The organism is Sulfurospirillum diekertiae, assembly GCF_002162315.1.
Lineage (GTDB): Bacteria > Campylobacterota > Campylobacteria > Campylobacterales > Sulfurospirillaceae > Sulfurospirillum.
The window spans coordinates 746,667-771,411 of sequence record NZ_CP021416.1; the positions used below are offsets into that span (position 1 = coordinate 746,667).

Here is a 24,745-nt window from a genome sequence, read left to right on the forward strand (position 1 = left end):
TATGATTCCCATCATCGCATAAGAAGTTTATTAAGGGTATAATACCCGAAAATTTTTGGATAAAGTCGTGCAAGCAATACGCAAAAATATTATTAAAGATAAAAATCTTCTCTATTTTGACTACACAGCATCTGGTCAGGCCTATAAGCCGATTGAAAAACAGATACAAGCCATCTTGAAAACCTATGCCAATACCCACTCAGAAGTTGCTTCGAGTGCCATTCAAACAAGCAAATATTATGCCAAGGCACGGAGTGATCTTAAGACCGCTTTGGAAATTGATGAGAGTTTTTATGTGTTTCCCTGTGGAAGTGGAGCTACGGGTGCAATTAAAAAATTTCAAGAGCTCATTGGCATTTATATTCCTCCTTGCACACTTAAACGTTTTACATGTAAACCTGAAAAACTACCCCTTGTCTTTGTGGGACCGTATGAACACCACTCCAATGAACTGAGCTTTCGTGAAGGGTTATGTGACGTGATACGCGTACCTCTCGATCAAGATGAAAAAATTGATATGGACTTTTTGAAACGTAATCTTGAAGCTAATAAAGAGCGTGAAATTATCGCCTCTTTTTCAGTTGCTTCCAATGTCACAGGCATTGTGAGTGATTATAAAAGCATCTATCAACTGATCAAACAGTATAACGGTATTTTGTGCCTTGATGCCGCCGCCGCGTCTCCTTACATCAACGTTGACTGCCATTACTATGATGCTTTATTCCTCTCTCCTCACAAACTTTTGGGAGGCGTGGGTGCTTGCGGTATTTTGGTGATGAAGAAAGAACTTTGTACGGAAACAACACCGACATTTGCTGGCGGTGGTACGGTGGGTTATGTTTCTCGTACATCTCAAACGTATTTAAGTGATCTTGAATTGATTGAGGATGCTGGAACGCCTGCTATTTTGCAGTTTATACGTGCTTCTTTAGCGTATAACCTTCGAAATGAAATCGGCTTGGAAAAGATTCATGAAAAGGAAGAAGAGCTCAAGTTTTATTTTGGTTCTAGGCTTCGAGTGATTGAAGGGGTTAAGCTTTATTGTAAATATTCACAAGATAAGCTTCCCATCTTTTCATTAAACTTTGAAGGCATCAATCCGTACGATATTTCGCAGTATCTCTCCGATGAATTTGGTATTCAAACCAGAGCAGGATGTAGTTGTGCAGGACCTTATGGGCACGATCTTTTGCATCTCGTGGATGGGCAAAGTTTTGATGAAAAACCGGGTTGGTTACGTATCTCTATCCATTATACCCATACTAAAAAAGAGATAGATCAATTGCTTTATGCGATTGAAAAGGCTGTCAAAGCATTACGTAAAAAAGATACTTTTTCAAAGGTTTAGGTTAGGATTGTTTCCAGTAAAGGGGCGATGAGCACATTGAAAATACCTGTTAAGACCATAACCAATGCTGCGATAGTTCCAACTTCATTGTCTAACTCATACGCTTTATTAGAACCCACAACGTGCGCCGCTAAACCAAATGAGGCACCACGCGACATCTTCGATTTTAGGGGCAACCAATAGAGTAATAATTGCCCAAACGATGCACCAAAAATTCCCGTAAGTATGACAAAAATAGCCGTTAATTCTGGCGTACCACCAATCTCGCCTGAAATCACCATAGCAAAAGGTGTGCTAATGGAGCGAGGTAAAAGGCTTAATCGAAGCGTACTATCAATACCCACAGCCGAAGCTAAAAACCACGCAGACGCAATGGAAAGAATCGAACCAAAAACAACGCCAATACTCAGTGTTCGCCAGTATAAAATCATAATGTGTTTACGCCTATAGATAGGAACAGCAAACGCAACGGTGGCAGGTCCCAGCAATGCAATTAGCCAGTGTGTGCCACTGATATAGACATTGTAATTGGTATGTGACACAATCGTTATGATGATTAGGAGTATTGGAGTAATAATAATAGGAGCCGTCCACCAACGTTTATAACGGCGGTGAAAATATTTAGAGAGCCAATAGAGTCCTATAGTGACAATAGACCATAAAAGTGTCACTTCTGCTGCCATGACAAGAGAACGGTAGGTAAAAAATGTATCAAAATTCATTGTAGATTCTCATCTTTGGTATGTTTTTCTAGTTTATAAAAACTAAAATCGACGATAAAAGCGGTGCCAATAATCACGATGATGGTTCCTATAATAATAATGGCTAAGATTTTTAACCCTGTCCAACCAAAAAATTCTTGATGGTTCAGTACCGCCGGCACTGCCGGTATAAAAAAAAGAAGCATTTCAGCTAAAAACCACTCTGCACCAAGAGCTAAAGAGCGAATGCTCAGAATATTAAATTGTAGAAGCAACAGTACGAAGAGTAATCCTATAACGCCACCGGGAATGGGTATGTGGAAAAGAAGAGAGATCTCTTCGGCAAAAAACCAAAGAGCACAGATAAGGACTATTTGGAGGATACGACTTTTGTGAAATTTACGTTTAAAAAGAATTAAAAGTTTTTTAAAAGTATGTGGTAGCATGATAAACTTTTCTAATAGGGATGTTCATATGAATTTAGATAATGAGAAAGTTTTTGGAATTTAGTATCAACTCGCATGAAAGGGTAATACTTAATTCAAAGGAGACTTCATCAATAACCATAAATTTAATTGAGTGGAATTATACACAAAAATAAAAATAAAATACGTTAAACACGTATAAGAGCTTTACATGTAACCCTAAAATGAGATTTCCATCACTCTAAATCTTATAGACATCTTTTTCTTTTTTTCTCCTTTTATAGCTTTTAGTAAAAATTAATATTGTAAGCACTAGAATAAGCTCTTGCACTTTTTTTAGGCAAGAGAAAAAAAGTGTTTCCCCGTTTACAAAGGATGACAATATATGACGTTAAAAGAACGTATTAAAAATGAGATGATGGTTATAAAGGCACTCGGTGTTGTTTACGGCGATATTGGGACAAGTCCTATCTATACCTTGGCAGTTATTTTTCTTATTGTTCCGCCAACAGTCGTTAGTATATATGGTATTTTGTCATTTGTCTTTTGGGCATTAACTATTCTTGTTACCATTCAATATGCATGGTTAGCTACGAGCTTAAGTGCAAAAGGAGAAGGTGGTACTGTTGTTCTCATTCAAATGTTAACACCGCATCTTAAAAGTGCAAAGATGGTCTCTATAGTATCCGTCTTAGGATTTTTAGGGCTTTCCTTGATGATTGGCGATGGTGTTATTACTCCTGCTATTAGTATTCTGAGTGCGGTAGAAGGTATTCTCCTTATTCCACAATACGAAGAGCTTCCTCAAATTGTACTTTTAATCTTAGCGACACTGATTGCATTTGCCCTTTTTGTTGTTCAAAAGAGAGGTGTTGAAAAAGTCGCTTCTACCTTTGGTCCCATAATGGTCATTTGGTTTTTATGTTTAGGTGGCGTTGGATTTTGGTATGTGAGTCAAGATTTTTCTATTTTAAATGCAATTAATCCGATGTATGCGATTAATTTTGCACTGGCAAATCCTGTTATTACCTTTATTATTCTTGCAGATATTATTCTTGCAACCACTGGTGGCGAGGCGTTGTATGCTGATATGGGCCATTTAGGGCGATTGCCTATTCTTAAGGGGTGGGTTTTTGCTTTTATCGCATTAATTTTAAGCTATTATGGACAAGGAGCATTTTTGCTAACGCATCCTGAGTCTGTTGGAAGCCCGTTATTTGAAATGATGCGAGAGTTTGCACCTTTTTTATATGTCCCTTTTCTTATCCTAACAATTATAGCAACCATTATCGCTTCGCAAGCAATGATCAGTGGAATTTTTTCCGTGCTTTATCAAGCTATGACAACACGTATTTTCCCCCATTTTCGTGTTGAATACACATCACATGAGTTACGTTCGCAAATTTATGTAGGATCTATTAACTGGTTTTTATTTGTCTGTGTCATTATTATGCTTTTTGTCTTTAAAGAGTCTGCAAAGCTTGCCGCAGCATACGGTTTAGCTGTAGCTGGAGCGATGAGCATTACCGGTGTTTTAATGACAATGATTTTTGCCTACCGCAGAGAGTGGATCAAAATGAGTTTTGCCACTTTTTCAGGGATGGTTAGTTTTGTTTTCTTCTTATCTTGTCTTCTAAAAATTCCTCATGGTGGTTTCTGGTCTCTCTTAATTGCAGCAGTTCCACTAGGCTTTATTATTCTTTATACGCAAGGACAAGAACGCCTTTACTCTTCATTTCACTCGGTAGATAAGGAAAATTTCTTACAAGCATACAATGCACATTATGCACAAGAGTCTCATATTGAAGGTACTGCTCTTTTCTTTGCACGTAAGGCCGAAAATATCCCTGCTTATATCCCTAAAACAATGTTCCAAAACGGCATTATTTATGAGAGAAATGTGATTGTGAAGGTTAAACCGACGAATGAGCCTTTGGGCATTACGAATGAGTTTAAATCCTTGGCAGAGGGACTTGATCTTCTTGTGATTCATGTTGGGTACATGGAGGTTTTCAATATGGAAGAGAGCCTTAAAAAACAGGATATTCATGAACGAACCATTTTTTACGGCGATGAAGAAATTGTCTCAAAACATTTTTCATGGAAACTTTATGCACTGATTAAAGATATGTCTCCAAGTTTCGTAAGCTTTTACAATTTCCCTCAAGAAAAACTCATCGGTGTTTCACGTCGTATTGAAATCTAGCTGACATGTAGGTAGTGTATATTGATAAGGCGTTGGAAGGGAATTGCTTTCTTCTAACGTTATGCTCTTAGCAGCGTTGGAATTTCCTCTGATCATCTATGCGGTTAGTGATGTGTACGAAAGTCAATTTGAAGAATGCTAGTGAAAGTTGATAGTTGTTATGAAAACACCGAAAAGGTGCCAAAAGAGTTACTTTCGGCTACCTGTTTCGCTGTATTGTTTCATGCTTTCAAAGAAAGTATCACGTAAGGTATTTGTATAAGCCGTAGCTCTTTTGGCATCGGTGATTGTAATCAATGCTTCATTACCAAATTTATCACTTACTTTAGAAAGATCATATGTTAATTTTGATTTATCATTGAGTTTGGTTAGTGCTTTGAAAAATGCCTCATCCAACTCTTTATTTTTAAGTTTATCATTTTGGTAGAGATAAAGTGCAACACGGTAAACTTCGTCTTTATCGGTACTATAAACTTCAACGTATTCAATGGCATTGTCTAGAAGCTTGACATTGAAATAGTTTTGATCCTTCGTTACACAGGAAAACTCTGTACATTTAAAACCATTGGCTTCTAGGAAAGTTTTATCTTTACCAATAAGATCATCTAAAAAACCTGCAAAGAGAGAGATATGTGAAGCGATTGCGAGAAAAAGAAGTGCTTTTTTCATAACATTTACCTTTTTGTATCAAATTAAAAGTAATCAAAACCAAGAAGCAAGTGGTGGGTCCTGAGTGGCTCGAACACTCGACCACCCCGTTATGAGCGGGGTGCTCTAACCAACTGAGCTAAGGACCCATTTTAAAGAGTGAAATTGTATCTTTTTTATTGTTAAAAGAATATAAAAATAACGCTACACACGGGCTTAGAGCGAATATTTGATGGAACGGTAGGTCGGGTCAAATCGGAAAGCTAATAGGTTTTCTAAGATACCAAAAAGAGCAAAGAAAGTGATAAAACTACTTCCTCCGTAGCTGTAAAAAGGTAATGGAACACCTACTACGGGAGCTAGCCCAATCGTCATAGCAATATTAATGCTCATATAGAAAAATATCAGTAAAGAGATACCACTGGTGATGACGCGAGCAAAATAGTCTTCTTTCAAAAGAAAATTAAGACTTAAAAGGTGCGTGACTAAAGAGGCATAGCAGACTATGAGCCCCAATGCTCCCCAAAAGCCAAGACGTTCAACCGTATAGGCAAAGATAAAATCACTCGTAGCGATGGGAAGGAATTTGTAATGTGTTTGGGTTGCTTCACTGCGTTCTTTTCCTGTTAATCCACCTGAACCAATGGCAATGATAGACTGCTTAACATGGTAACTTGGCTTTTCAGAGATAAAATCAGTAATACGTTGCTTTTGGTAATCATGCAAACTATTGTACATGAGAGGGCTGCAAATACCAATGATAATGGCTAATGTAATCCATATTTTTTTATGCACACCAATCACAAAAAGCGTTCCATAGCCCAACAATACTAAAACCATAGCCGTGCCAAGGTCGGGTTCTTTTGCCACAAGTACAAATGGCAATAGAATATAAAAGCTGAGCTTAAAAAAAGACTTCCATCCATAGCCATTCTCTTCTGGAGGATTGTTCTTGATAAGGTAGGCAAGCATTAAAATAAAAGCGGGTTTGAAAATTTCAGAAGGCTGGATGGTAAAATGCACAAAGGGAATTTCTAGCCATCTTCGAGCACCTAGTTTTGCAATGCCAAAAAAATCAACACTCAAAAGTAAAATAATCGTGACCCAATAAAAAAAAGGAATGACCCACTCAATTTTTTTAATAGGGATAATAAAAAAGAGGAGAAACACAACAAATCCAACCGTGTAATAGACAATCTGTTTATTGGCCAGCATCGTGTTGGCTTCTGCGATGAGATAATAGGAAATCACGATGATAGGAAGAACGAGTATAGGAATTAAAAAATCAAAATGTGTTAAGATGCGCCTATCAATTTGAAACACTCTATCCCTTTGGAAAGTTTTCGCAAGTATATCAAAAATTAGAAGAAAGTAGGCTGTATGGAGTTTACATGTAAAGAGTCAAAAAAGGCTTGATGCCGCGATGAGTGAAGCGCTAGAACTACCGCGCAATCAGGTCGAAAAACTCATTAAAAATATCGGTGTTATGGTCGATGGAAAATTGTGCACAAAGTGCAGTACGAAGCTTGTGGAAGGCAATGTCATTTGTTATGAGTTTGCAGAAGCTGAACAGAGTTCAAGTGAGTATGAAGTTAATTTTGATGTGCCTATTTTGTATGAAGATGATGATCTTCTGGTGATTAATAAGCCACCGTTTTTAACGGTTCATGGGGCTCCTAGTGTCAAAGAAGCAACACTCGTGGATTGGCTGAAGTTTAAGCGTATTAATCTTTCTACTATCAGCGGTGAAGAGCGTCATGGTATTGTACACCGCATCGACAAAGAAACCAGTGGTGCGCTAGTGATTGCTAAAAACAATGAAGCGCATTTAAGCCTCTCTTCTCAGTTAGAAGATAAAAGTATGGGGCGATACTATCTCGCCATGATTGATTTGCCTCTCAAAGATAATATTGTTGTTGAGCTGCCTATTGGACGTAGTGTTAATAATCGTTTGAAAATGGATGTCCTTAAAAAAGATGGACGCATGGCAAAAAGTGCTTTTTCAAAACTTTTGGTATCTCGTGATGGTAAAAAAGAGCTGATTGCCGCCAAACTTTTTACAGGGCGAACGCATCAGATCAGAGTGCATCTCCAAGCACTCTCTCGCCACATCTTGGGCGATAGTTTATACGGCTTTAAGAGCCAAAATGGTACAATACCAAGAGTTATGTTACACGCTTATATTTTGTATCTTATGCATCCAAGAACAGGGCAATTATTGCAAATAAATGCTCCATTGTGGGATGATTTTGATGCCTATTTAAGACACCATTTCAGTAAGGAAGAGGTAGATGAAAAAATTACTTTGGATAGTATCGTTAATGGCTTTAAGCTTCATGATCAGTGGTTGCGAAAAGACGCTTGAAACACCTAAAGAGCCCGTTGTTGATGCTTCTATGCCCAGAATAGAAGGCATTCGTACCTTGGCAGGTTCTACAGAAGTTGGTTTTGAATGGACGCCAATCTACAGTTCACAAATCGAAGGGTACTACTTATACCGAATGGAAGGCAATAGTATGAAAAAGATTGCCACCATTAAAGACAAATACGTATCACACTATGTGGATACGAAACTAAGACCCAACTCAAGCTATAGCTATCAGATGAGTACCTATTCTGCGGACAAACATGAATCTGCGTTAAGTGCTATGGCAAGCGTAACAACAACAGGACTTGTCGCTAACACTCCAACCGTAGGTGCCATTGATTCTGTTTCATTTATCAATGCGGTCTCAGGATTGCCTGCGTGTATTAAAATTATTTGGAGACCACATTCACAGCAGAATGTAGAATATTACATCATTGAACGTAACGAATATAAGTCTAATTCATGGGATGAGATTGGCAAAGTTAAAGGTAGATTAAATGCCGAATATATCGACAAAGATATTAAAGATAATTCTGTTTACCGTTACCGTGTTAAAGTAAAGACCTCTGATGATGTTGTCTCAAAACCAAGTGATACCGTTGAAGCACATTCAAAACCTCTACCTCGTGGCATTACAGGTGTTAAAGCAACGTCAGATTTACCTAAAAAAATTATTTTGACATGGAGTCCATCAACGACAAGTGATTTTGCTTATTATAAAATCTATCGTTCTCCAACATCAGGTCTGTTCTATACTTTTTTTGGCAAAACAGTCAATACCGAGTTTGAAGATTTAATCAACGATAACGGTAAAACCTATTACTACAGAGTTGTAGCTGTCGATGTTGATGGTCTTGAATCAAAGCAAGATACCACGGTGGCAGGTATGACACTTTCAGCACTTAATGCTCCTTCTGTCAGTTCAGTGAGACACGATGGCAATTCTATTTCCATTTCATGGGCTGGGGATGATAATGCAATAAAATACAGTGTCACTAAAGAATTTGAAATCTCTGGTAAAACGAAAAAGCAGAATTTTACAGGTATCTTTGAAAGTAATTTTGTTGACCAAGATACCGTTCCTGGGGTAGAGTACAAATATAATATTATTGCGATAGATAAATATGGCATTGCCTCTAAACCTTCGGATAGTGTGCTTATTACTATTCCAAAGGGATCAAATTAATTTATGCCGAATTTTCATACGCAAACACTGAAACCTTTAAGTTATCCTTGTACGTACAAAGAGACCACATTTAGTTACGAAGCGCACTCTAAAAGGGGCAACAAACTGGTGATGGCCTCAATGCAAGGAGAGCACTTACTGATTCGTATTCATCAAAAAGAGGATGGGAATTTACTGGTGAAGGGTGACAAAGTTACTCGCCCAACCCAAGCCTCTTTTTTGCAAAAAGTGTTGATTGATTTTAGAGATGTAAGTGAAGCCAAAGAGATTTATTCCAATATTGAACCTAAAAATTTTTTAGAAGTCAAGCATTCGCCTTACCTCAAAGAGATTGACTTTTTTGCAAATCACTTTGACGTGAAAGGTGAAATTTGGATCGAAATTGGTTTTGGAAGTGGACGACACTTACTTCATCAGGCAAAGAAAAATCCACATATTCAATTCATTGGTCTGGAAATTCATAAGCCTTCGATTGAGCAAGTTTTAAAACAATGTGAACTTCAATCCATTGAAAATATTTTAGTTGTTGACTATGATGCACGCTTGTTTATGGAGTTCTTGCCTTCTAACGTAGTAGGACGTATCTTTGTGCACTTTCCTGTTCCTTGGGATAAAAAGCCACACCGCCGTGTTTTTTCTGCTGCATTCATTGAAGAAGCTTTACGTGTTTTGCATGTAAAGGGAACATTAGAGCTTCGAACCGACAGTCCGCTCTACTTTGAGTTCACTTTTGCACAGATGATGCAACTCTCACGCGCCGATGTGCATGTGAAAAAAAATGCGGAACTTGAGATTACAAGTAAATACGAAGATCGATGGCGTAAAATGGAAAAAGATATTTACGATGTCATTTTAACCAATGAAGTGGCTTCTGAGCCCATATCAAAGCCAGACACATTGCATTTTGATATGGATGTTGATTTTAGAAAAATTCGTGACACTTTTAAAGATGAACTTTTACGAGGAGAGGGCTTTTTTGTCCATTTTGAAGAACTTTTTGAAATTGATGAACAAAGCGGTCTCATTCGCCTCTCTTTTGGTGCCAATGAACGCAATGAAAAATGTTATATAGCGATACAAAAAGGTCAAGTTTCTTATCTGCCAGATGCAATTTTAGCGACAAAAAGCAACAGAGCAGCTCATACATTAATTAAAGAGTGGTTTCATGGAATATGTGATTAAAGCCAATGGCTTAAATATTAGCTATGGCCGAGATGAGCCGATCATTACGGATGCAAGTATGCAAATAAAAGCGCAAGAATTTGTCTTTATTACGGGAAAAAGCGGTAGCGGAAAATCAACGATTATCAAGTCGCTTTACGGTGAGCTTTTCCCTAATCGGGGTGATCTTAACGTCTGTGGCATTGATTTTAAAAATATTAGTAGTTCCAAACTTAATCTTCTGAGGCGCTACTTAGGTGTTGTTTTTCAAGACTATAAATTGATTGATGAGTGGACCGTGGAGCAAAATGTTATGTTGCCCCTCATTATTGGTGGATTTTCAAAAGGTGTTTGTATTAAACAAGCGCATAAGCTTTTAAAACATGTTAAGTTGTTGCATAAAATCAATAAATATCCATATGAACTCAGTGGTGGTGAGCAACAACGTGTTGCAATGGCTAGAGCTTTGGCTCACAACCCTGTCCTTATTTTGGCAGATGAACCTACAGGAAATTTGGATAGCTATTCAAGTGAAGTGATTTGGAATTTACTCAAAGGTGCTAAAGAGCATTTGGGTACCACTGTTTTAGTGGTAACGCATAATATTCCTGCCTCTCTTGGTATTGATTATAAACACTATTTTTTAGAAGGTGGCGTTTTACATGAGGTCAATTAATAGCCATTTTTCGATTATGATTTCTGTCTTTGTCTTACTCTTTTCGTTTCAATTTACGAATGTTATCAAGAGTATTGTCAATGACTATGCGACGAAAATAGTGAATGACTATGCCATTGTGGTGGTTTCTTCATCAGAGCTCAAAGAAGAAGATCTTAAAAAGCAGATTCCAGAAATTGAGTCTTTATCGGAAATCAGTAGCAAAAAAATATTGGATCGCCTTAAAAATGATATGTCATCAAAAAATTTGGCACTTTTACAAGTAGCGCTTCCAAAATTTTACTCATTAAAACTCGAGTCAATTCCCAATAAAAAAAGGGTTGAAGCGATTAAGCAAAAGCTCTTAAGTATTAGTTCTATAACCCGTATTGAAACGTTTGCTAAGACACATGAAAAGATGTTTAAAATGTTTCTATTATTGCAGGCGATGGTCTATATTTTCGCCTTTTTTGTAGCATTTGTAGCCATACTTTTAATCTTTAAGCAGATTCGCATTTGGACGTATGAACATAACCGTAGAATGTCTATTATGACACTGTTTGGTGCTTCATTTTTTATGAAAAGTGCAATGCTGTACCGTATGACTTTGGTTGATTCCCTCATAAGTTCTATTGCGGTATGTGCAATATATTCAATAGCTCCTAAAATAACGATTGTGAAAGATTTTGCAGCTGAACTTGACATCATGCTTCCTGAGTTTGATCTTCTTTTTGAGGGAGGTATCCTTGTTGGCTCTTCTATTTTATTTTCTTTGATTGCCGTAACCATTGTTTCTCGTAAGATAGGGCGTGTATGAAATTAGGATTGTTGAGTGGCATGACGTTTCTTCTGCCTTTAATGCTGCTGGCAGCTCCATCAGGTAATACCGCGCAGAAAATTGATGAAAAAGCAAAAAACGTTGCAAGAAAAGATGCAAACTGAAAAACAAATTCATGGTAAACTCCAAGATATAGCGAACGATATCGTAAATGAAGAAAAAGATATTGAAAAAATTAAAGATAAGATTGAAGAGCTGAGTCGTACAATCAATGACTCGCAAGAAGTTGTTCAACAAAAAAGTGAATATCTGGACAAATTGACGAAAGACACGCAAGCGCTTTCCTCTCAAAAAAAAGGGTTAGAACAAAAAATTATCAAAATTATTGCAGAGGATTTTTCATTTTATTTAGTTTCTGATAGTGACTATTTAGATAATGAAGATGGGATTTTAGTGGATGAAGTGCTTCAGAAAATGGACACCATTATGCGTAAGGAGTTTGGAAAATTAGCAGCCGATTATAAACAAGTCAATGACCAAATTTATTCTCAAAGCCAAGAAATTAAAAATATTCATGGCGAAATTCAAAGTTCAAAAAGTAAGAAGGATGAACTCGTAGCACTGGAAAAAAAACGTGAAAGTTCAATCCTTGCTCTTAATACAAAAAAAGAGGGTTACAAAAAACAGTTAGATGATATTCAAAAAGAACGTGATGAAATTAGAACAACACTTGAGCAACTTAAAATTATTAAAGTTCAGGAAGAAAATAAGCTTTTAGCTGAAAAAAATGCCGCCAAAAGAGATAAAGGACCTAAAACTGTTGGTGGTGAAGACAATAGTATTAGACAAATTGGATCTTCGTATCAAAATAGTAACGTAAAAAAATATGTTGGTGAGCGAACCATTGCTCCATTGGACAGTTACAATGTCAAGCGTAAATTTGGAGATTATGTTGATCCTATTTATAAGATTAAAATCTTTAATGAATCTGTTGTTCTAGCATCTTCAACACCCGATGCTACTGTTAAAAGTGTCTTAAATGGGAAGGTTATTTTTGCTAAAGATACTGCCTCTATGGAAAAAGTGGTTATTATCGAAAACAGTGATGAAATTCATACGATTTATGCCCATCTCTCAAAAATTGCACCTACAATTCAAGTAGGACAGAAAATCAAAAAAGGGTACGTCATTGGGCGTATCGACAATGACCTCACCTTCGAAGTGACTCAGAAAAATTTCCACATTGACCCACTGGAACTGATCGCAAAGTAACTTTTTAGGTCTGTTAGGGTAAAATAAAGAAGTTTTCTACGCCTAGAAAGAAAGGTTTATATAATATGGAGAAGAGAAAAAGAGTTTTAGTTAAGTTCTCTGGTGAAGCACTTGCAGGTGATAATGGATTTGGCATTGACACTACTATTTTAAAGTATATCGCTGATGAGATTAAATCACTGGTGATACATAATATTGAAATCGGTATCGTTATTGGCGGAGGTAACATCATTCGTGGTGTGAGCGCTGCAAAAGATGGTATTATCAAACGTACGAGTGGTGATTATATGGGAATGCTATCAACCGTGATTAATAGCATTGCAATGCAAGAAGCGCTTGAACATGTTGGCATGGAAGTGCGCGTTCAAAGTGCGATCAAAATGGAAGCCATTTGTGAGACATTTATCGTAAGACGAGCACAACGTCACTTTGAAAAAGGACGTATTGTAATTTTTGCTGCAGGCACAGGTAACCCTTTCTTCACAACCGATACAGCGGCAACACTGCGTGCGATTGAAATTGGCGCAGATATGATTATTAAAGCAACAAAGGTTGATGGAGTGTATGATAGGGATCCTAAGAAGTTTCCTGATGCACAAAAACTAGCTGAACTGACTTATGATAGAGCCATGGATGATAATATTAAAGTTATGGATGATACATCAATTGCTCTTGCAAAAGACAACAATCTCCCGATTGTCATTTGCAATATGTTTGCAAAAGGGAATTTACAAAAAATTATAGAAGGCAACTTATCGTGTTGCTCAATCGTCAGAAATAAATAAGGAAAAAAAGATGGAAAGAACAGAAGAAATTACAGCAAGAGCTTTATCGCTTGTCGGTCAAGATCGTTATAAATTAGTCATGATGGTTTCCAAAAGAGCAGAGCAACTTTCAAATGGTGCAGAGCCTCTGATTAAAGCGGATAAAAACAAACAAAAGTTTACAGACATTGCTCTTCTTGAAATTGCAGAAGGCAAAGTTAGATTAGAATCTATTACTGACTGTTAAGTAGTTTGAACATTGGAAGAGTTAATTGAAATTGTCAAAGAGTGTAAAAGCTCTGAAAAAGCGGTAGAACTCTTATATAAGTATATAAAGCCAACACCCAACATTGAGAAAGCTGTTACGTTTACGATTGCTAAACACAAAGGGCAGTATCGTAAAAGTGGTGAAGAGTATGTTGTTCATCCTATCTTAGTGTGCGTTTTTGTCGCATACTTGGGTGGTGATGAGCCGATGATTGTAGCAGGCTTGTTGCACGATGTCGTTGAAGATACTTCATGCTCTTCTGAAGACATTAAAGCAATGTTTGGTGAGGAAGTTGGACATTTAGTAGATGGTTTAACCAAAATTGTTGAAATACGTGATGTTGAATTAATACCTTCGTACTCCAATGACAAGCTGGTTGCTTCTGCTCTAACTTTTCGAAAGATGCTTATTGCCTCTATTCGTGATGTGCGTGTATTGGTAGTAAAACTATGTGATAGACTTCATAATATGCTCACGCTTGCCGCACTTGATCCTGTTAAGCAGCGTCGTATTGCAGAAGAAACATTAGTAGTATATGCGCCCATTGCGCATCGTTTAGGTATCTCTTCGATTAAAAATCTCTTAGAAGATTTTAGTTTTTTCTATGTTATGCCCAATGAATATACTAAAATTGATGGGTATATTACAGAACATGGTCAACAACTCCAACTAAGACTCAACCATTTTATCTCCAAAATTAAAAATCATATGCTCAAAGAGGGATTTATTGAGAGCGATTTTACGATTCAAAAGCGTGTTAAACACTATTATTCCATTTATCTTAAAATGCAACGTAAAGGTGTCAGCATTGAAGAAGTTTTGGATCTTTTAGCGATCCGTATTATTGTCCGAACTCCTATTGATTGTTACCGAGCCCTTGGCATTGTCCATCAGCATTTTAAGCCGTTGATATCGCGTTTTAAAGACTATATAGCAATACCCAAAGAAAATGGTTATCAGACGATTCATACAACGGTATTTGATGACAAGTCCATTGTCGAAGCACAAATTCGAACCTATGATATGAATAAAACAGCAGAATATGGTGTTGCCGCGCATTGGAAATATAAATCAGGTGGTCTTAATCCTAAGCTGGATTGGCTCAATGAGCTTAATAACCAAAATGAAGAGATTGAGAATATTGAAGATTTTTATGCCATTGCCAAAGATAATCTCTATACGGAAGATATAGCTGTCTTCTCTCCCAAAGGTGATATCTTTACCCTTCCACGTGGGGCAACTGTTTTAGACTTTGCGTATGAGGTACATACAGAAGTAGGAACATATGCCGATGAAGCATATGTGAACAAACAAAAAGTACCACTGCTTAGTGAGCTCAAAAATGGCGACATTGTTCGTATTGTAACGTCAAAAGAGCCAAAATATCGTTGCAGTTGGATCAACAGCGTGAAAACAGGAAAAGCAAAAAGTACGATTCAGTCTAATTGTCGTCAAAAAATCAAAGAGATTAATCACAAAGTCGCAATTAAAATACTCGCCTATACTTTTGGAGTGGCTGAAAATAAAGTTGAAGCCTGGGTTGAGCAAGAACATGCTTCAAAAAAGATTTTTAAAATTTCTACGGATTCTATTTATTTACAAGATGTGGCTAATACATTAAAACTCTATGCTATGCAAGATACAATGCTTTTCCCTCTGCTCAAGAAAGATCGCTATCACATCAAAAAGCAGAAGTTTGAAAATATCGTCATCTACTCAAATCATCATATTTCTAACGTCTATTTTGACTACTGTTGTCATCCTAAACGAGGAGATGATATAGTAGGTTTTAAAAAAGGTAATGATGTTTTTGTACATCATAAACTGTGTGAGCGTGCAGCTACTTTGATGGAAGAAAATGAGCCTATGGTCTTTGTGAAATGGACGAGAGAAGCGCCCGATCGTTACAAATTGATTGTAAGTCTTGAAAACAAGAAAGGTTCTTTAGCCTCATTTTTAGCTTATTTGGCTAAAATGCAGATTAATCTGGTGACGATAGAACTCGGTAAGGGCGAAGATGAAGGTCATGCAGATTATTTTGAGATGATTTTGGAATTGCCCGATAAGAATGTTAATGCCGTACGGGATAATCTCAAAGGGAAATACCGAGTGATTGAATTTATTTCAGTTAATGATGCCTATAAATAATCGAATAAGGAAATGATAGAATGGATATGCGGATTCAAAATGCGCTCAAAGAGATCAAAAGAGGGATTAGCGAGATTATTGATGAAGAGCGTGTTGTCACATTATTAAAAAATTACTTTGAAAAAGGTGAAACTTTTTTAGTTAAAGCGGGGTTTGATCCCACGGCACCAGACCTTCACTTAGGGCATACGGTGCTTCTTCAAAAAATGGCACTTCTTCAAAAATTTGGGGCTATTGTTCAGTTTTTGATTGGTGATTTTACGGGCATGATTGGTGATCCCACAGGTAAAAATGAGACACGTAAAAAATTGACACGTGAGGTTGTTTTAGCCAATGCTCAAAGCTATAAAGAACAAGTCTTTAAAATCTTAGACCCTGAAAAAACAGTGGTTCTCTTTAACTCAGAGTGGATTGAAGCTCTAGGTGCATCAGGTTTGGTAGAGCTTACTACCACATTTAATGTGGCACGTATGCTTGAGCGTGAAGATTTTGAAAAACGCTATAAATCTCAAACGCCTATTTCTATTAGTGAATTTATATACCCATTGCTTCAAGGTTACGATAGTGTTGCAATGAAAAGTGATATTGAAATGGGTGGTACCGATCAGAAGTTTAATCTTTTAATGGGTCGTCATTTACAACGTGCCTATAATATCGGCAAAGAGCAAGCCGTTATTATGATGCCTTTACTTGAAGGGCTGGATGGCGTTAATAAAATGAGTAAATCTTTAGGCAATTATATTGGTGTTACCGATGCACCATCTGATATGTTTGGTAAGATGCTCAGTATTTCTGATGATTTGATGTGGCGTTATTATGAGCTTTTAAGCACGAAAAGTCTTGAAGAAATTGAAGCTCTTAAGAACGATGTTGCCGCAGGAATTCTTCATCCAAAACATGCAAAAGAGATGATTGCTACAGAAATGGTTGAACGTTACCATGGTAAAGCAGAGGCGCTTGAAGCCAAAGCTGAGTTTGATCGTGTGCATTCTCAAAATGAGATTCCAACAGAGATTGAAACCTTTACATGTAAAGAGTCTCCTATTTGGATAGCTAAAGCTTTAGTTGATTGTGGACTTGAAATTTCAACCTCACAAGCTAGACGCGATATTAAGCAAGGAGCTGTAAAGCTCAATCAAGACAAAGTTGATGATGAACAGTTACAATTGGAATGCGGAGAGTATATTCTCCAAGTAGGTAAGCGAAAATTTGCTCGATTAAAGGTGCAGTAATGGCATTTGAACCTCTTAAAATTGGCAAGTACACACTTGAATATCCTATTATTCAAGGGGGTATGGGGCTTGGAATCAGTTGGGATAAACTTGCGGGAACCGTAAGTTTAGAAGGCGGATTGGGTGTCATTAGCTCTGTTGGAACAGGTTATTATCAGAACACACACTTTAGTAAAAAAAATATCAATACACGCCCCTTTGAAACGGAGAATTTTTACTCCAAAGATGCTTTATTTGCGATTGTTGAAAACGCACGAAAAATTTGTGGTTCAAAACCACTTGCAATGAATATTCTTTATGCAATTAATGATTATGAACGTGTTATTAAAGACTCATGTGAAGCAGGGGTTAATATTATTATTACTGGAGCAGGGCTTCCAACCAATATGCCTGAATTTACGGCTGCCTATCCTGATGTCGCCCTCGTTCCTATTGTCTCTTCGGCAAAGGCATTAAGGATTATTTGCAAACGTTGGACACAACGTTATAACCGCTTGCCAGATGCTATTGTTGTTGAAGGACCTTTAAGTGGTGGGCATCAAGGTTTTACCTATGAACAATGTGCTATGGAAGAGTATCAGCTTGAAAATTTGATTGGACCTATTCGTGAAGAAATTAAGGCTTGGGGTGGTGAGTTTCCTCTTTTTGCTGCAGGTGGAGTATGGGATCATAATGATATTTTAAAGATGATGAGCTTAGGTGCAGATGGCGTTCAAATGGGAACCCGTTTCATTGGAACACATGAGTGTGATGCCGATCAAAATTTTAAAGAAGTTTTACTTAACGCACACCAAGAAGATATTAAACTCTTTAAATCACCCGTAGGTTATCCAGCGCGTGGTGTTAGAACCAATCTTATTAAGATGGTTGAAAAAAGAGAAGGACCACCTATTCGTTGTATTAGCAACTGTGTCAGTCCCTGTCATCGGGGACAAGAAGCTAAAGCAGTAGGGTATTGTATTGCAGATAGTTTGAGTGATGCCTATATGGGAAAAGTTGAAACAGGGCTTTTCTTTACAGGTGCAAATGGTTATAAACTCAATGAAATTATCAGCGTAAAAGAGCTGATTGCAAAGTTGGTATATGGGGAAACTAATTAGATCATTTTTTGTTTTACTGTTGATGTGTGTAGCCCTTTTGGGTGCTCCTAATTACATGCAACAGTTACAGCAGTATGATACACAAATGAATGGTGCAAGTAATGATGAGATGTTGCGTATCTTTCATGGGCTGAAAGCTATCTATATTCAATCTATTATTGGTAATGATGAGAATCTCAAAAAAGAGACATTGGAGCGATTGATTAAGACTGCCAAAGTTCTTAAATTAGATGCATCAAAGTATGAGTCAGAACTTGCAACATTAGGCAAAGGTAGCAAAAAAGCAGCTCCTTCTAAGCCTCTTGTTCCTCCTCCTGCTTCCGAAGAGAGTTTTGCTGCTTCATCCAGTAATACGCCATCTTCTTCGGCATCATCCCCATCGGCTTTTGCTCCTGCTCCTATGCCGCCTGCACCTGCTTTTAATGAAAATAGACCAGCGATGCAAACAGCCAATAGTAGTGGTTCATCAAACCAGTCAAATTCTACACTTCCAAAATCATACAATGGGAAAAATGTACTTCAGCATGTTGTTACAAATGAAGATGAAATTGTGCTTGATTTTGGGGCTAAAGTTGTAGAAAGTAGTGTGAAAATTTTTGTTCTTAAAAGTGCAGACAGTTATAAAAAAATTATTGATATCCCTGCAATTATTATGAATGCACCTTTGACGATTACGACGCCTAAAAAGCTACAAAGTTTACGAATTAGTCAATACAACAATAATGCTATTCGTATTATTTTAGATGCACCTAGTGCTTTTGAGACATATGTTAGTGTGTTTGAAAACCAAGTAATTCTTTCACTCAATAAACAGCCTGTCTTAACACAAAGGCCTATACCACAGCCTCAACAACCCGTTGTAGAAGCTTCACATAAAAACATACCTCCCCCATCAACAGTCGCTCCTGTTGCTGCCGCTAGTTCTTCTACTGTCGCAGCAACAGCAAAGGTGACTCCTCCTCCCTCTGCATCCAGTGCTACTTCTCTGAGTAGTTCAAAAAAGGGACTTAAACGTGATAAAACCATTGTTATCGATGCTGGGCATGGCGGGAAAGATTCTGGTGCAACAGGATATAAACAACGACTTGAAAAAAACCTTGTACTCGAGATGGCTTTACAATTGGGTAAAGAGCTAAAATCACGTGGTTACAAAGTCTTTTATACACGTCAAAGTGATGAATTTATTGAACTAAGAGATCGTACCAAAGTGGCTAATGATAAAAATGCTGACCTGTTTGTTTCTTTACACGCAAATGCTGCCCCCAATGAAGCTAAAAAACTCTCAATGAAAGGACTAGAGACATTTTTTCTTTCTCCTGATCGATCAGAGCGTTCTAAAAACGTAGCCGCATTGGAAAATCAATCAACAATGGAAGAAATGGACTTTTACTCAAAAGAGACCTTTCTTAACGTTTTCAATCGTGAAAAAATTGTGCTTTCCAATAAAATTGCCATTGACATACAATCAAGTATGTTAAAAGCGGTCAAAAAGAAATACAGTGTCGAAGATGGTGGCGTTAGAGAAGCTCCTTTTTGGGTCTTAGTCGGTGCCACAATGCCTTCTGTATTGATTGAATTAGGGTATATTACCAATCCTGAAGAGTCTGACAATATGGTCAATCCTCAATACCAAAAACAGCTTGTGGATGGTATTAGTGATGGTATTGATCGTTATTACGTTAACAACCCCTAATTATTTTCCCTTTTTTGAGAACACTCTTTTTAAAGAAATCTGACCAGTGCTCTACAAGCGCTCGGTCAGTGTGTGCAAGGTAAATTTCCACAATACGTTTTTGTTCTTCGAAACGAGGGAGTGAGGAGAAATTCAGCTCTTTGGGTAAGGCTTCCATAATCTCAATTAAGTCATTTTCGGCTGCTTCCACTATAAAAGAGCTACTAAAAAATTTAGGCTGTGTTGGAAAGTGCTTATCGAGAGCTTCTTTGACCATAGGCCACGACATGGATGGAAATCCTGGCGTAAAAAAGAAACGATTAAAAAGTGAAAAGCCGGGAACTTGATTGATAACATTATGCAAAAGATCAGCTTCTGGCGGAAGCATTGCCATTGTGATTCTATGTGGATACGCTTCATCTCCAAATTGATTCACAATGAGCTCTTTTGCCTTTACATGTAAAGTTAAAGGCTGACCTGTAAAGACTTCACTGGCAATGGCACGGGTAAGATCATCAGGCGTTGCGCCAATGCCTCCAAAGCAAAACATAACACTTTTGGGGTCTTGTAAAATCATATTGAAACAGTTTTGAATGAGAGCAGGGGAATCTTGAATGACAAAACTTCCTACATGTAAAAGTCCACGATCTTGGAGTTCTTGGTTGATAAAGGCGAAGTGTTTGTCTACCCTGCGACCATTGAGCAGTTCAGTCCCAATGATGACAGAGTAGAAGTGGTGCATTAGATGTTGCTTTTAACGAAGTTTTCCATTTCGCTTACGATCTCTTCGATGGTGCGTTCGCCATTGATTTTATGAAGAAGATTTTTTGCACCGTAGAAGGCTTGAATGCCCGCTAAAGGTTCGGTGTACACTTTCATACGGTTTTTGAAGACTTGAACGTTATCGTCCGCTCCACGCGCACGTCCTAGAACGCGATCACATGCAACTTGCTCACTGACTTCCACTTCGACGACAGAGACAAGTTTTACTGTTGTTTCTTTTGAAAGAATGGCATCCAGTGCTTTCATTTGCTCATCAGAGCGTGGAAAACCATCGATCAAAATGACATCTTTAGGACTGTTTTTGATGGCACTGACGATGGTATTAATCACGATATCAAGAGGAACGAGATTGCCAGCGCTAACGAATGAATCAATCGTTTTACCGAGTTCACTACCACTTGCAACTTCATCACGAAGTAACTCACCCGTTGAGTAGTGCGCGATTACATCGCTATTTTTTTCTGCGATCAAACTCGCATCTGTTGTTTTTCCGCTGCCTGGGGCACCAATAATCAAAAATAGTTTCTTCATCAACATCCTTTTCAAATTTTTTTACATGTAAAACAGTAAAGCTTTAGCTATAAGTGCACTGAGATTATTTGGCTTTTTCTCTCAGGCGGATACCTAAGTCTCTGAGCTGATCACCCTCAACCGCACTTGGTGCACGTGTGAGTAAACATTGTGCTTTTTGGGTTTTAGGGAAGGCAATCACATCACGAATACTTTCACTTTTGGTAATAAGCATCATCATTCTGTCTAAACCGATTGCCAATCCACCATGTGGAGGTGCACCAAATTTGAGGGCATCAAGTAAGAATTCAAACTTCTCATGTGCCTCTTCATCACTAATACCAAGGAGATTAAAGACTTTTTGTTGAATCTCTTTTTTATGAATTCTGATACTGCCACCACCCAATTCGACGCCGTTTAAAACAACGTCATAGGCAATAGATTCCATCTCATCAATCGGTGTGTTATCAATGTCTTTTGGCATCGTAAACGGATGGTGAAGAGCTTTGACTTTACCGTTTTCGACTTCAAACATCTCAAAGTCAACAACCCACACAAACTCAAATTTGTCTTTAGGGATAATGTTCATCGCTTCAGCTAAGAAAATACGGAAACGTCCCATATAATCAAGCACGAGTTTTTTCTCACCCGCACCAAAGAAGATTGCATCGCCTACATGTAAATCAGCAGCATCAATGATTGCTTGCAAATCGGCATCATCAAAGAATTTTGCCAAAGGACCTTTAAGACCTTCTTCTTTCATTTGAAAATAACCGAGTCCTGAGGCTCCAAATTTGCGGACATACTCTTCAAAACCTTGCATTTGGCGTTTGGAGAAGATGTTATCGCCATTTGGAACTTTAAGCGCTTTAATGCGGTTTTTCTTGGGATCTTTAGCGATGTTGCTAAAAATTTCGTTTTTACAGTTTGCAAAGATATTAATGACGTCAATCATAGAAAGGTCATAACGAAGGTCAGGTTTATCTGAACCGTATTTTTCCATTGCCTCTTTAAAACGAATACGATTAAATGGAATGGTGATTTCATGACCGCACGCTTTGAAAACATCTTTTAAAAGATTTTCAGTGACTTTCATGACATCTTCTTGAGTACAAAAGCTCATCTCGATGTCAATTTGTGTAAATTCTGGCTGGCGGTCTGCTCGTAAATCTTCATCACGGAAACATTTGGCGACTTGGAAATAACGATCAAATCCCGCACACATTAAAAGTTGTTTGAAAAGTTGTGGTGATTGGGGAAGGGCGTAAAATTCGCCATTGTGGACACGACTTGGAACGAGATAATCACGTGCCCCTTCAGGTGTCGATTTGGTCAAAATAGGGGTTTCAACTTCCAAAAAGCCTTGTGCATCGAGCGAATTACGAACAGCAACAGTAGCTTTACTTCTCAGTTTAAAAATTTCATAGGCTTTGGGATTACGAAGGTCAAGGTAGCGATATTTGAGACGGACATCTTCACCAACATTGTTGTCGCCGATGACAAAAGGTACTGTTTCACTCGCATTTTCGATGATCAGTTCATCCACAACAATTTCGATTTTACCTGTTTTAAGGCGTGGATTTTCTAGGCCTTCACCTCTCGCTCTGACGCGGCCTTTCGCTTTGAGAACAAACTCATCTCTGACGAGAGCAGCAATTTCATGTGCTGTAATACTATCGGTTGGATCACAAACAAGTTGCACAAGTCCTGATTTATCACGAAGGTCTATAAAGATGACACCACCATGATCTCTGTTGCTATTTGCCCAGCCACACACTTCTACGGTCTCGCCGATATTGGCGACATCTAAATCTGTACAATAATGACTTCTCAATGTTTATCCTAAAATAAGGGCGTTTTGATGAACCCTTGAATATCGTTTTTTAAAAACAATCAGTATATCTAAATGTAGCTTTTCTTTAGTTTATTTTAGAGAAGATTGTTATGTTTTGTGGTACAATCATCTGCATATATTTAAAAAAAATTTGTATTATTTTGGGGTTGCATGTATTCAGTTATCGTGATAGTTGAATTAATTTTACTAGTCATTGGTGCTCTCTTTCTTATTCGCGCTCTTACACCTATTAGTCACTTGATTCTTGAGCTTCCAGAAGGAAGCATCAAAGAGAGATGGAAGGTTTTGAGTATTTTTATTCTCTTTTTTATTGCTGGCTATTTTATTTTTGGTTATAACTTATGGCTCCTTGGCGATGAATTTAATCATCTCTCTATTATTACATCTATCACTATGCTTTTTGGAGGAGTATTCGCTTATTTAGTAGGACAGCTTGCTCTGCATACAATGAATGATGTTAAGAACATGGCCATATTGCAGCACGAAAGTATCACAGATGGCCTTACAAATCTTCACAATAGACGCTATTTTGATGAGCGTATTACTGAGGAAGTTGCACTCTCAAAACGTTATAAACTTCCCTTAACATTTATGCTTCTTGACGTAGATCATTTTAAAAAAATCAATGATACCTATGGCCATAAAGTAGGTGACGAAGTTTTGAGAAATCTTTCAAAAGTAGTTTTAGAAGTTGTTCGTGATAGTGATGTTGTAGCACGGTATGGCGGTGAAGAAATTGCCATTATAACACCTAGTACCAACAAGCAAGAGGCTGAACTTTTGGCTGAACGTTTGCGTGGCATTGTTGAAAAGACAACGGTATCTACAATTTCTACAACACAAGAGGTTATACAGGTTACTGTCAGTATTGGTATTTGTTCTTTGAGTGCTGTTATCACGGATAAAGATGCTCTTATAGAGGAGACAGATCAAGCTCTTTATTTGGCAAAAAAATACGGAAGAAATAGGGTTGTGGTCAGTAATTGGTAAGAGAAGTCTAAAGGCACATGGGTTTCTACCGAAGAAAACCCATGTGAAAAAAAGAATTTTTTAAAAGCGTGTTAAACGAGTAACGATTTGATCAATACTATCTGAAAATAGTGTATACAAGAAAGGCTCTAAGTCTTTAGAATTATTTGACGGTGCTATCCATTTACTTCCTTTTTGGCGAAAGTTTTGGGTGATCACATCATCCCCTTTGCGCACAATGACTTCGAGCTCAATCTCACCATTGAGGTTGGTATCAAAATTTTTATCATTATAAATAATCTCAATATCTTTGATATAAACTTCGACCACCAAGCTTGCTTCTTGTTTGCTTGCATCAATGTTAAAGCCTGCAAGATTCAGTGCATAGCCTAAACCTTCTGCGTATTTTTCCGCAAAATTTTCATTACTGTAGAACTTAATCGCCGTTGCACTTTTTTGATCAATGTAACCTATAATGCTTTTGTTCGCTCTTAGATCTTTAACTGTTCTCAGATAGATCGTCTTTTTATCTTTTGAAACAGGTCCTGCGTACTCTGCTTTATACGAATCTAATGCGATGGCTTCATTTTTATACGCACAGCCACTAAAAAATAGTAGTGACATCGCTATAAAAAATAGATATTTCATGTTTTCTCCCTGTAATTTTTGATCTCTTCAAGAGGTCTGTATATCGCG

Annotated in this window: 24 protein-coding genes and 1 tRNA gene; 16 read left to right on the forward strand and 9 right to left on the reverse strand. The window is 37.6% G+C overall.

The window, feature by feature from the left end:
• Positions 1–67 precede the first annotated feature (67 nt).
• Complete coding sequence (locus tag Sdiek1_RS03755; RefSeq protein ID WP_087439815.1) at positions 68–1,348, forward strand: aminotransferase class V-fold PLP-dependent enzyme; 1,281 nt, start codon at positions 68–70, stop codon at positions 1,346–1,348.
• On the opposite strand, the gene Sdiek1_RS03760 is transcribed toward Sdiek1_RS03755, so the two are convergent.
• Positions 1,345–2,070, reverse strand: coding sequence for an LrgB family protein (locus Sdiek1_RS03760; RefSeq protein ID WP_087437962.1), 726 nt, complete (start codon positions 2,068–2,070; stop codon positions 1,345–1,347). The genes Sdiek1_RS03755 and Sdiek1_RS03760 overlap by 4 nt on opposite strands.
• A complete protein-coding gene (locus tag Sdiek1_RS03765; protein ID WP_087437963.1) occupies positions 2,067–2,495 on the reverse strand; it encodes a CidA/LrgA family protein in 429 nt (142 codons plus the stop codon). Before Sdiek1_RS03765 ends, Sdiek1_RS03760 begins: the two co-directional genes overlap by 4 nt.
• Positions 2,496–2,859: 364 nt before the next feature.
• Between Sdiek1_RS03765 and Sdiek1_RS03770 the strand changes: the two genes are divergently transcribed.
• Positions 2,860–4,680, forward strand: a complete 1,821-nt coding sequence (locus Sdiek1_RS03770; protein WP_087437964.1) for a KUP/HAK/KT family potassium transporter — start codon at positions 2,860–2,862, stop codon at positions 4,678–4,680.
• A 189-nt stretch (positions 4,681–4,869) separates the two neighbouring features.
• Here Sdiek1_RS03770 and Sdiek1_RS03775 read toward each other — a convergent pair whose 3' ends face one another.
• From Sdiek1_RS03775 to Sdiek1_RS03785, 3 genes are all read right to left on the reverse strand, one after another.
• A complete protein-coding gene (locus Sdiek1_RS03775) occupies positions 4,870–5,349 on the reverse strand; it encodes a hypothetical protein (RefSeq protein WP_087437965.1) in 480 nt (159 codons plus the stop codon).
• 51 nt (positions 5,350–5,400) lie between these two features.
• Positions 5,401–5,477, reverse strand: a tRNA-Ile gene (locus Sdiek1_RS03780).
• A gap of 67 nt (positions 5,478–5,544) precedes the next feature.
• A complete protein-coding gene (locus Sdiek1_RS03785) occupies positions 5,545–6,651 on the reverse strand; it encodes an FtsW/RodA/SpoVE family cell cycle protein (protein ID WP_087437966.1) in 1,107 nt (368 codons plus the stop codon).
• 100 nt (positions 6,652–6,751) lie between these two features.
• Here Sdiek1_RS03785 and Sdiek1_RS03790 point away from each other — a divergent pair, with 100 nt between their 5' ends.
• From Sdiek1_RS03790 to Sdiek1_RS03845, 13 genes are all read left to right on the forward strand, one after another.
• Positions 6,752–7,693 (forward strand): RluA family pseudouridine synthase, encoded by a 942-nt coding sequence (locus Sdiek1_RS03790; protein WP_087437967.1) that lies wholly within the window; start codon positions 6,752–6,754, stop codon positions 7,691–7,693.
• Positions 7,620–8,882, forward strand: a complete 1,263-nt coding sequence (locus Sdiek1_RS03795) for a fibronectin type III domain-containing protein (protein WP_238099141.1) — start codon at positions 7,620–7,622, stop codon at positions 8,880–8,882. Before Sdiek1_RS03790 ends, Sdiek1_RS03795 begins: the two co-directional genes overlap by 74 nt.
• Before the next feature lie 3 nt (positions 8,883–8,885).
• On the forward strand, positions 8,886–10,064 hold the full coding sequence (gene trmB / locus Sdiek1_RS03800; RefSeq protein WP_087437968.1) for a tRNA (guanosine(46)-N7)-methyltransferase TrmB: 1,179 nt from the start codon (positions 8,886–8,888) through the stop codon (positions 10,062–10,064).
• Positions 10,048–10,719 (forward strand): cell division ATP-binding protein FtsE, encoded by a 672-nt coding sequence (locus Sdiek1_RS03805; protein WP_087437969.1) that lies wholly within the window; start codon positions 10,048–10,050, stop codon positions 10,717–10,719. The genes trmB and Sdiek1_RS03805 overlap by 17 nt, the downstream gene beginning before the upstream one ends.
• The gene (locus Sdiek1_RS03810; protein WP_087437970.1) at positions 10,706–11,515 is read left to right on the forward strand and encodes an FtsX-like permease family protein; all 810 of its coding nucleotides are present in this window, start codon (positions 10,706–10,708) and stop codon (positions 11,513–11,515) included. Before Sdiek1_RS03805 ends, Sdiek1_RS03810 begins: the two co-directional genes overlap by 14 nt.
• On the forward strand, positions 11,512–11,640 hold the full coding sequence (locus tag Sdiek1_RS15400; protein ID WP_256363565.1) for a hypothetical protein: 129 nt from the start codon (positions 11,512–11,514) through the stop codon (positions 11,638–11,640). The genes Sdiek1_RS03810 and Sdiek1_RS15400 overlap by 4 nt, the downstream gene beginning before the upstream one ends.
• A complete protein-coding gene (locus tag Sdiek1_RS03815) occupies positions 11,600–12,748 on the forward strand; it encodes a murein hydrolase activator EnvC family protein (RefSeq protein WP_121494812.1) in 1,149 nt (382 codons plus the stop codon). Before Sdiek1_RS15400 ends, Sdiek1_RS03815 begins: the two co-directional genes overlap by 41 nt.
• 65 nt (positions 12,749–12,813) lie before the next feature.
• A complete protein-coding gene (gene pyrH / locus Sdiek1_RS03820; protein ID WP_087437971.1) occupies positions 12,814–13,533 on the forward strand; it encodes a UMP kinase in 720 nt (239 codons plus the stop codon).
• 10 nt (positions 13,534–13,543) lie between these two features.
• On the forward strand, positions 13,544–13,759 hold the full coding sequence (locus tag Sdiek1_RS03825) for a DNA-directed RNA polymerase subunit omega (protein ID WP_087437972.1): 216 nt from the start codon (positions 13,544–13,546) through the stop codon (positions 13,757–13,759).
• Positions 13,760–13,771: 12 nt separating this feature from the next.
• A complete protein-coding gene (locus Sdiek1_RS03830) occupies positions 13,772–15,928 on the forward strand; it encodes a RelA/SpoT family protein (RefSeq protein ID WP_087437973.1) in 2,157 nt (718 codons plus the stop codon).
• Between the two features lie 26 nt (positions 15,929–15,954).
• Positions 15,955–17,160: a tyrosine--tRNA ligase gene (tyrS, locus tag Sdiek1_RS03835; protein ID WP_238099264.1), complete on the forward strand. Its 1,206-nt coding sequence runs from the start codon at positions 15,955–15,957 to the stop codon at positions 17,158–17,160.
• Complete coding sequence (locus tag Sdiek1_RS03840) at positions 17,160–18,260, forward strand: nitronate monooxygenase (RefSeq protein ID WP_087437975.1); 1,101 nt, start codon at positions 17,160–17,162, stop codon at positions 18,258–18,260. Before tyrS ends, Sdiek1_RS03840 begins: the two co-directional genes overlap by 1 nt.
• Positions 18,244–19,953 (forward strand): N-acetylmuramoyl-L-alanine amidase family protein, encoded by a 1,710-nt coding sequence (locus tag Sdiek1_RS03845; protein WP_087439817.1) that lies wholly within the window; start codon positions 18,244–18,246, stop codon positions 19,951–19,953. Before Sdiek1_RS03840 ends, Sdiek1_RS03845 begins: the two co-directional genes overlap by 17 nt.
• Here Sdiek1_RS03845 and Sdiek1_RS03850 read toward each other — a convergent pair.
• From Sdiek1_RS03850 to aspS, 3 genes are all read right to left on the reverse strand, one after another.
• Entirely contained in the window at positions 19,940–20,674 is a 735-nt protein-coding gene (locus Sdiek1_RS03850) for a competence/damage-inducible protein A (RefSeq protein ID WP_087437976.1), read from the reverse strand. The two genes, Sdiek1_RS03845 and Sdiek1_RS03850, sit on opposite strands and share 14 nt — an antisense overlap.
• A complete protein-coding gene (locus tag Sdiek1_RS03855; protein ID WP_087437977.1) occupies positions 20,674–21,246 on the reverse strand; it encodes an adenylate kinase in 573 nt (190 codons plus the stop codon). The genes Sdiek1_RS03850 and Sdiek1_RS03855 overlap by 1 nt, the downstream gene beginning before the upstream one ends.
• Before the next feature lie 64 nt (positions 21,247–21,310).
• Positions 21,311–23,059 carry an aspartate--tRNA ligase gene (gene aspS, locus Sdiek1_RS03860; RefSeq protein ID WP_087437978.1) on the reverse strand — a complete coding sequence of 583 codons (1,749 nt, stop codon included), beginning with the start codon at positions 23,057–23,059 and terminating at the stop codon, positions 21,311–21,313.
• A gap of 171 nt (positions 23,060–23,230) precedes the next feature.
• Between aspS and Sdiek1_RS03865 the strand changes: the two genes are divergently transcribed.
• Entirely contained in the window at positions 23,231–24,070 is an 840-nt protein-coding gene (locus Sdiek1_RS03865) for a GGDEF domain-containing protein (RefSeq protein WP_087437979.1), read from the forward strand.
• Between the two features lie 60 nt (positions 24,071–24,130).
• Here Sdiek1_RS03865 and Sdiek1_RS03870 read toward each other — a convergent pair whose 3' ends face one another.
• Entirely contained in the window at positions 24,131–24,697 is a 567-nt protein-coding gene (locus tag Sdiek1_RS03870) for a YajG family lipoprotein (RefSeq protein WP_087437980.1), read from the reverse strand.
• Positions 24,698–24,745 lie beyond the last annotated feature (48 nt).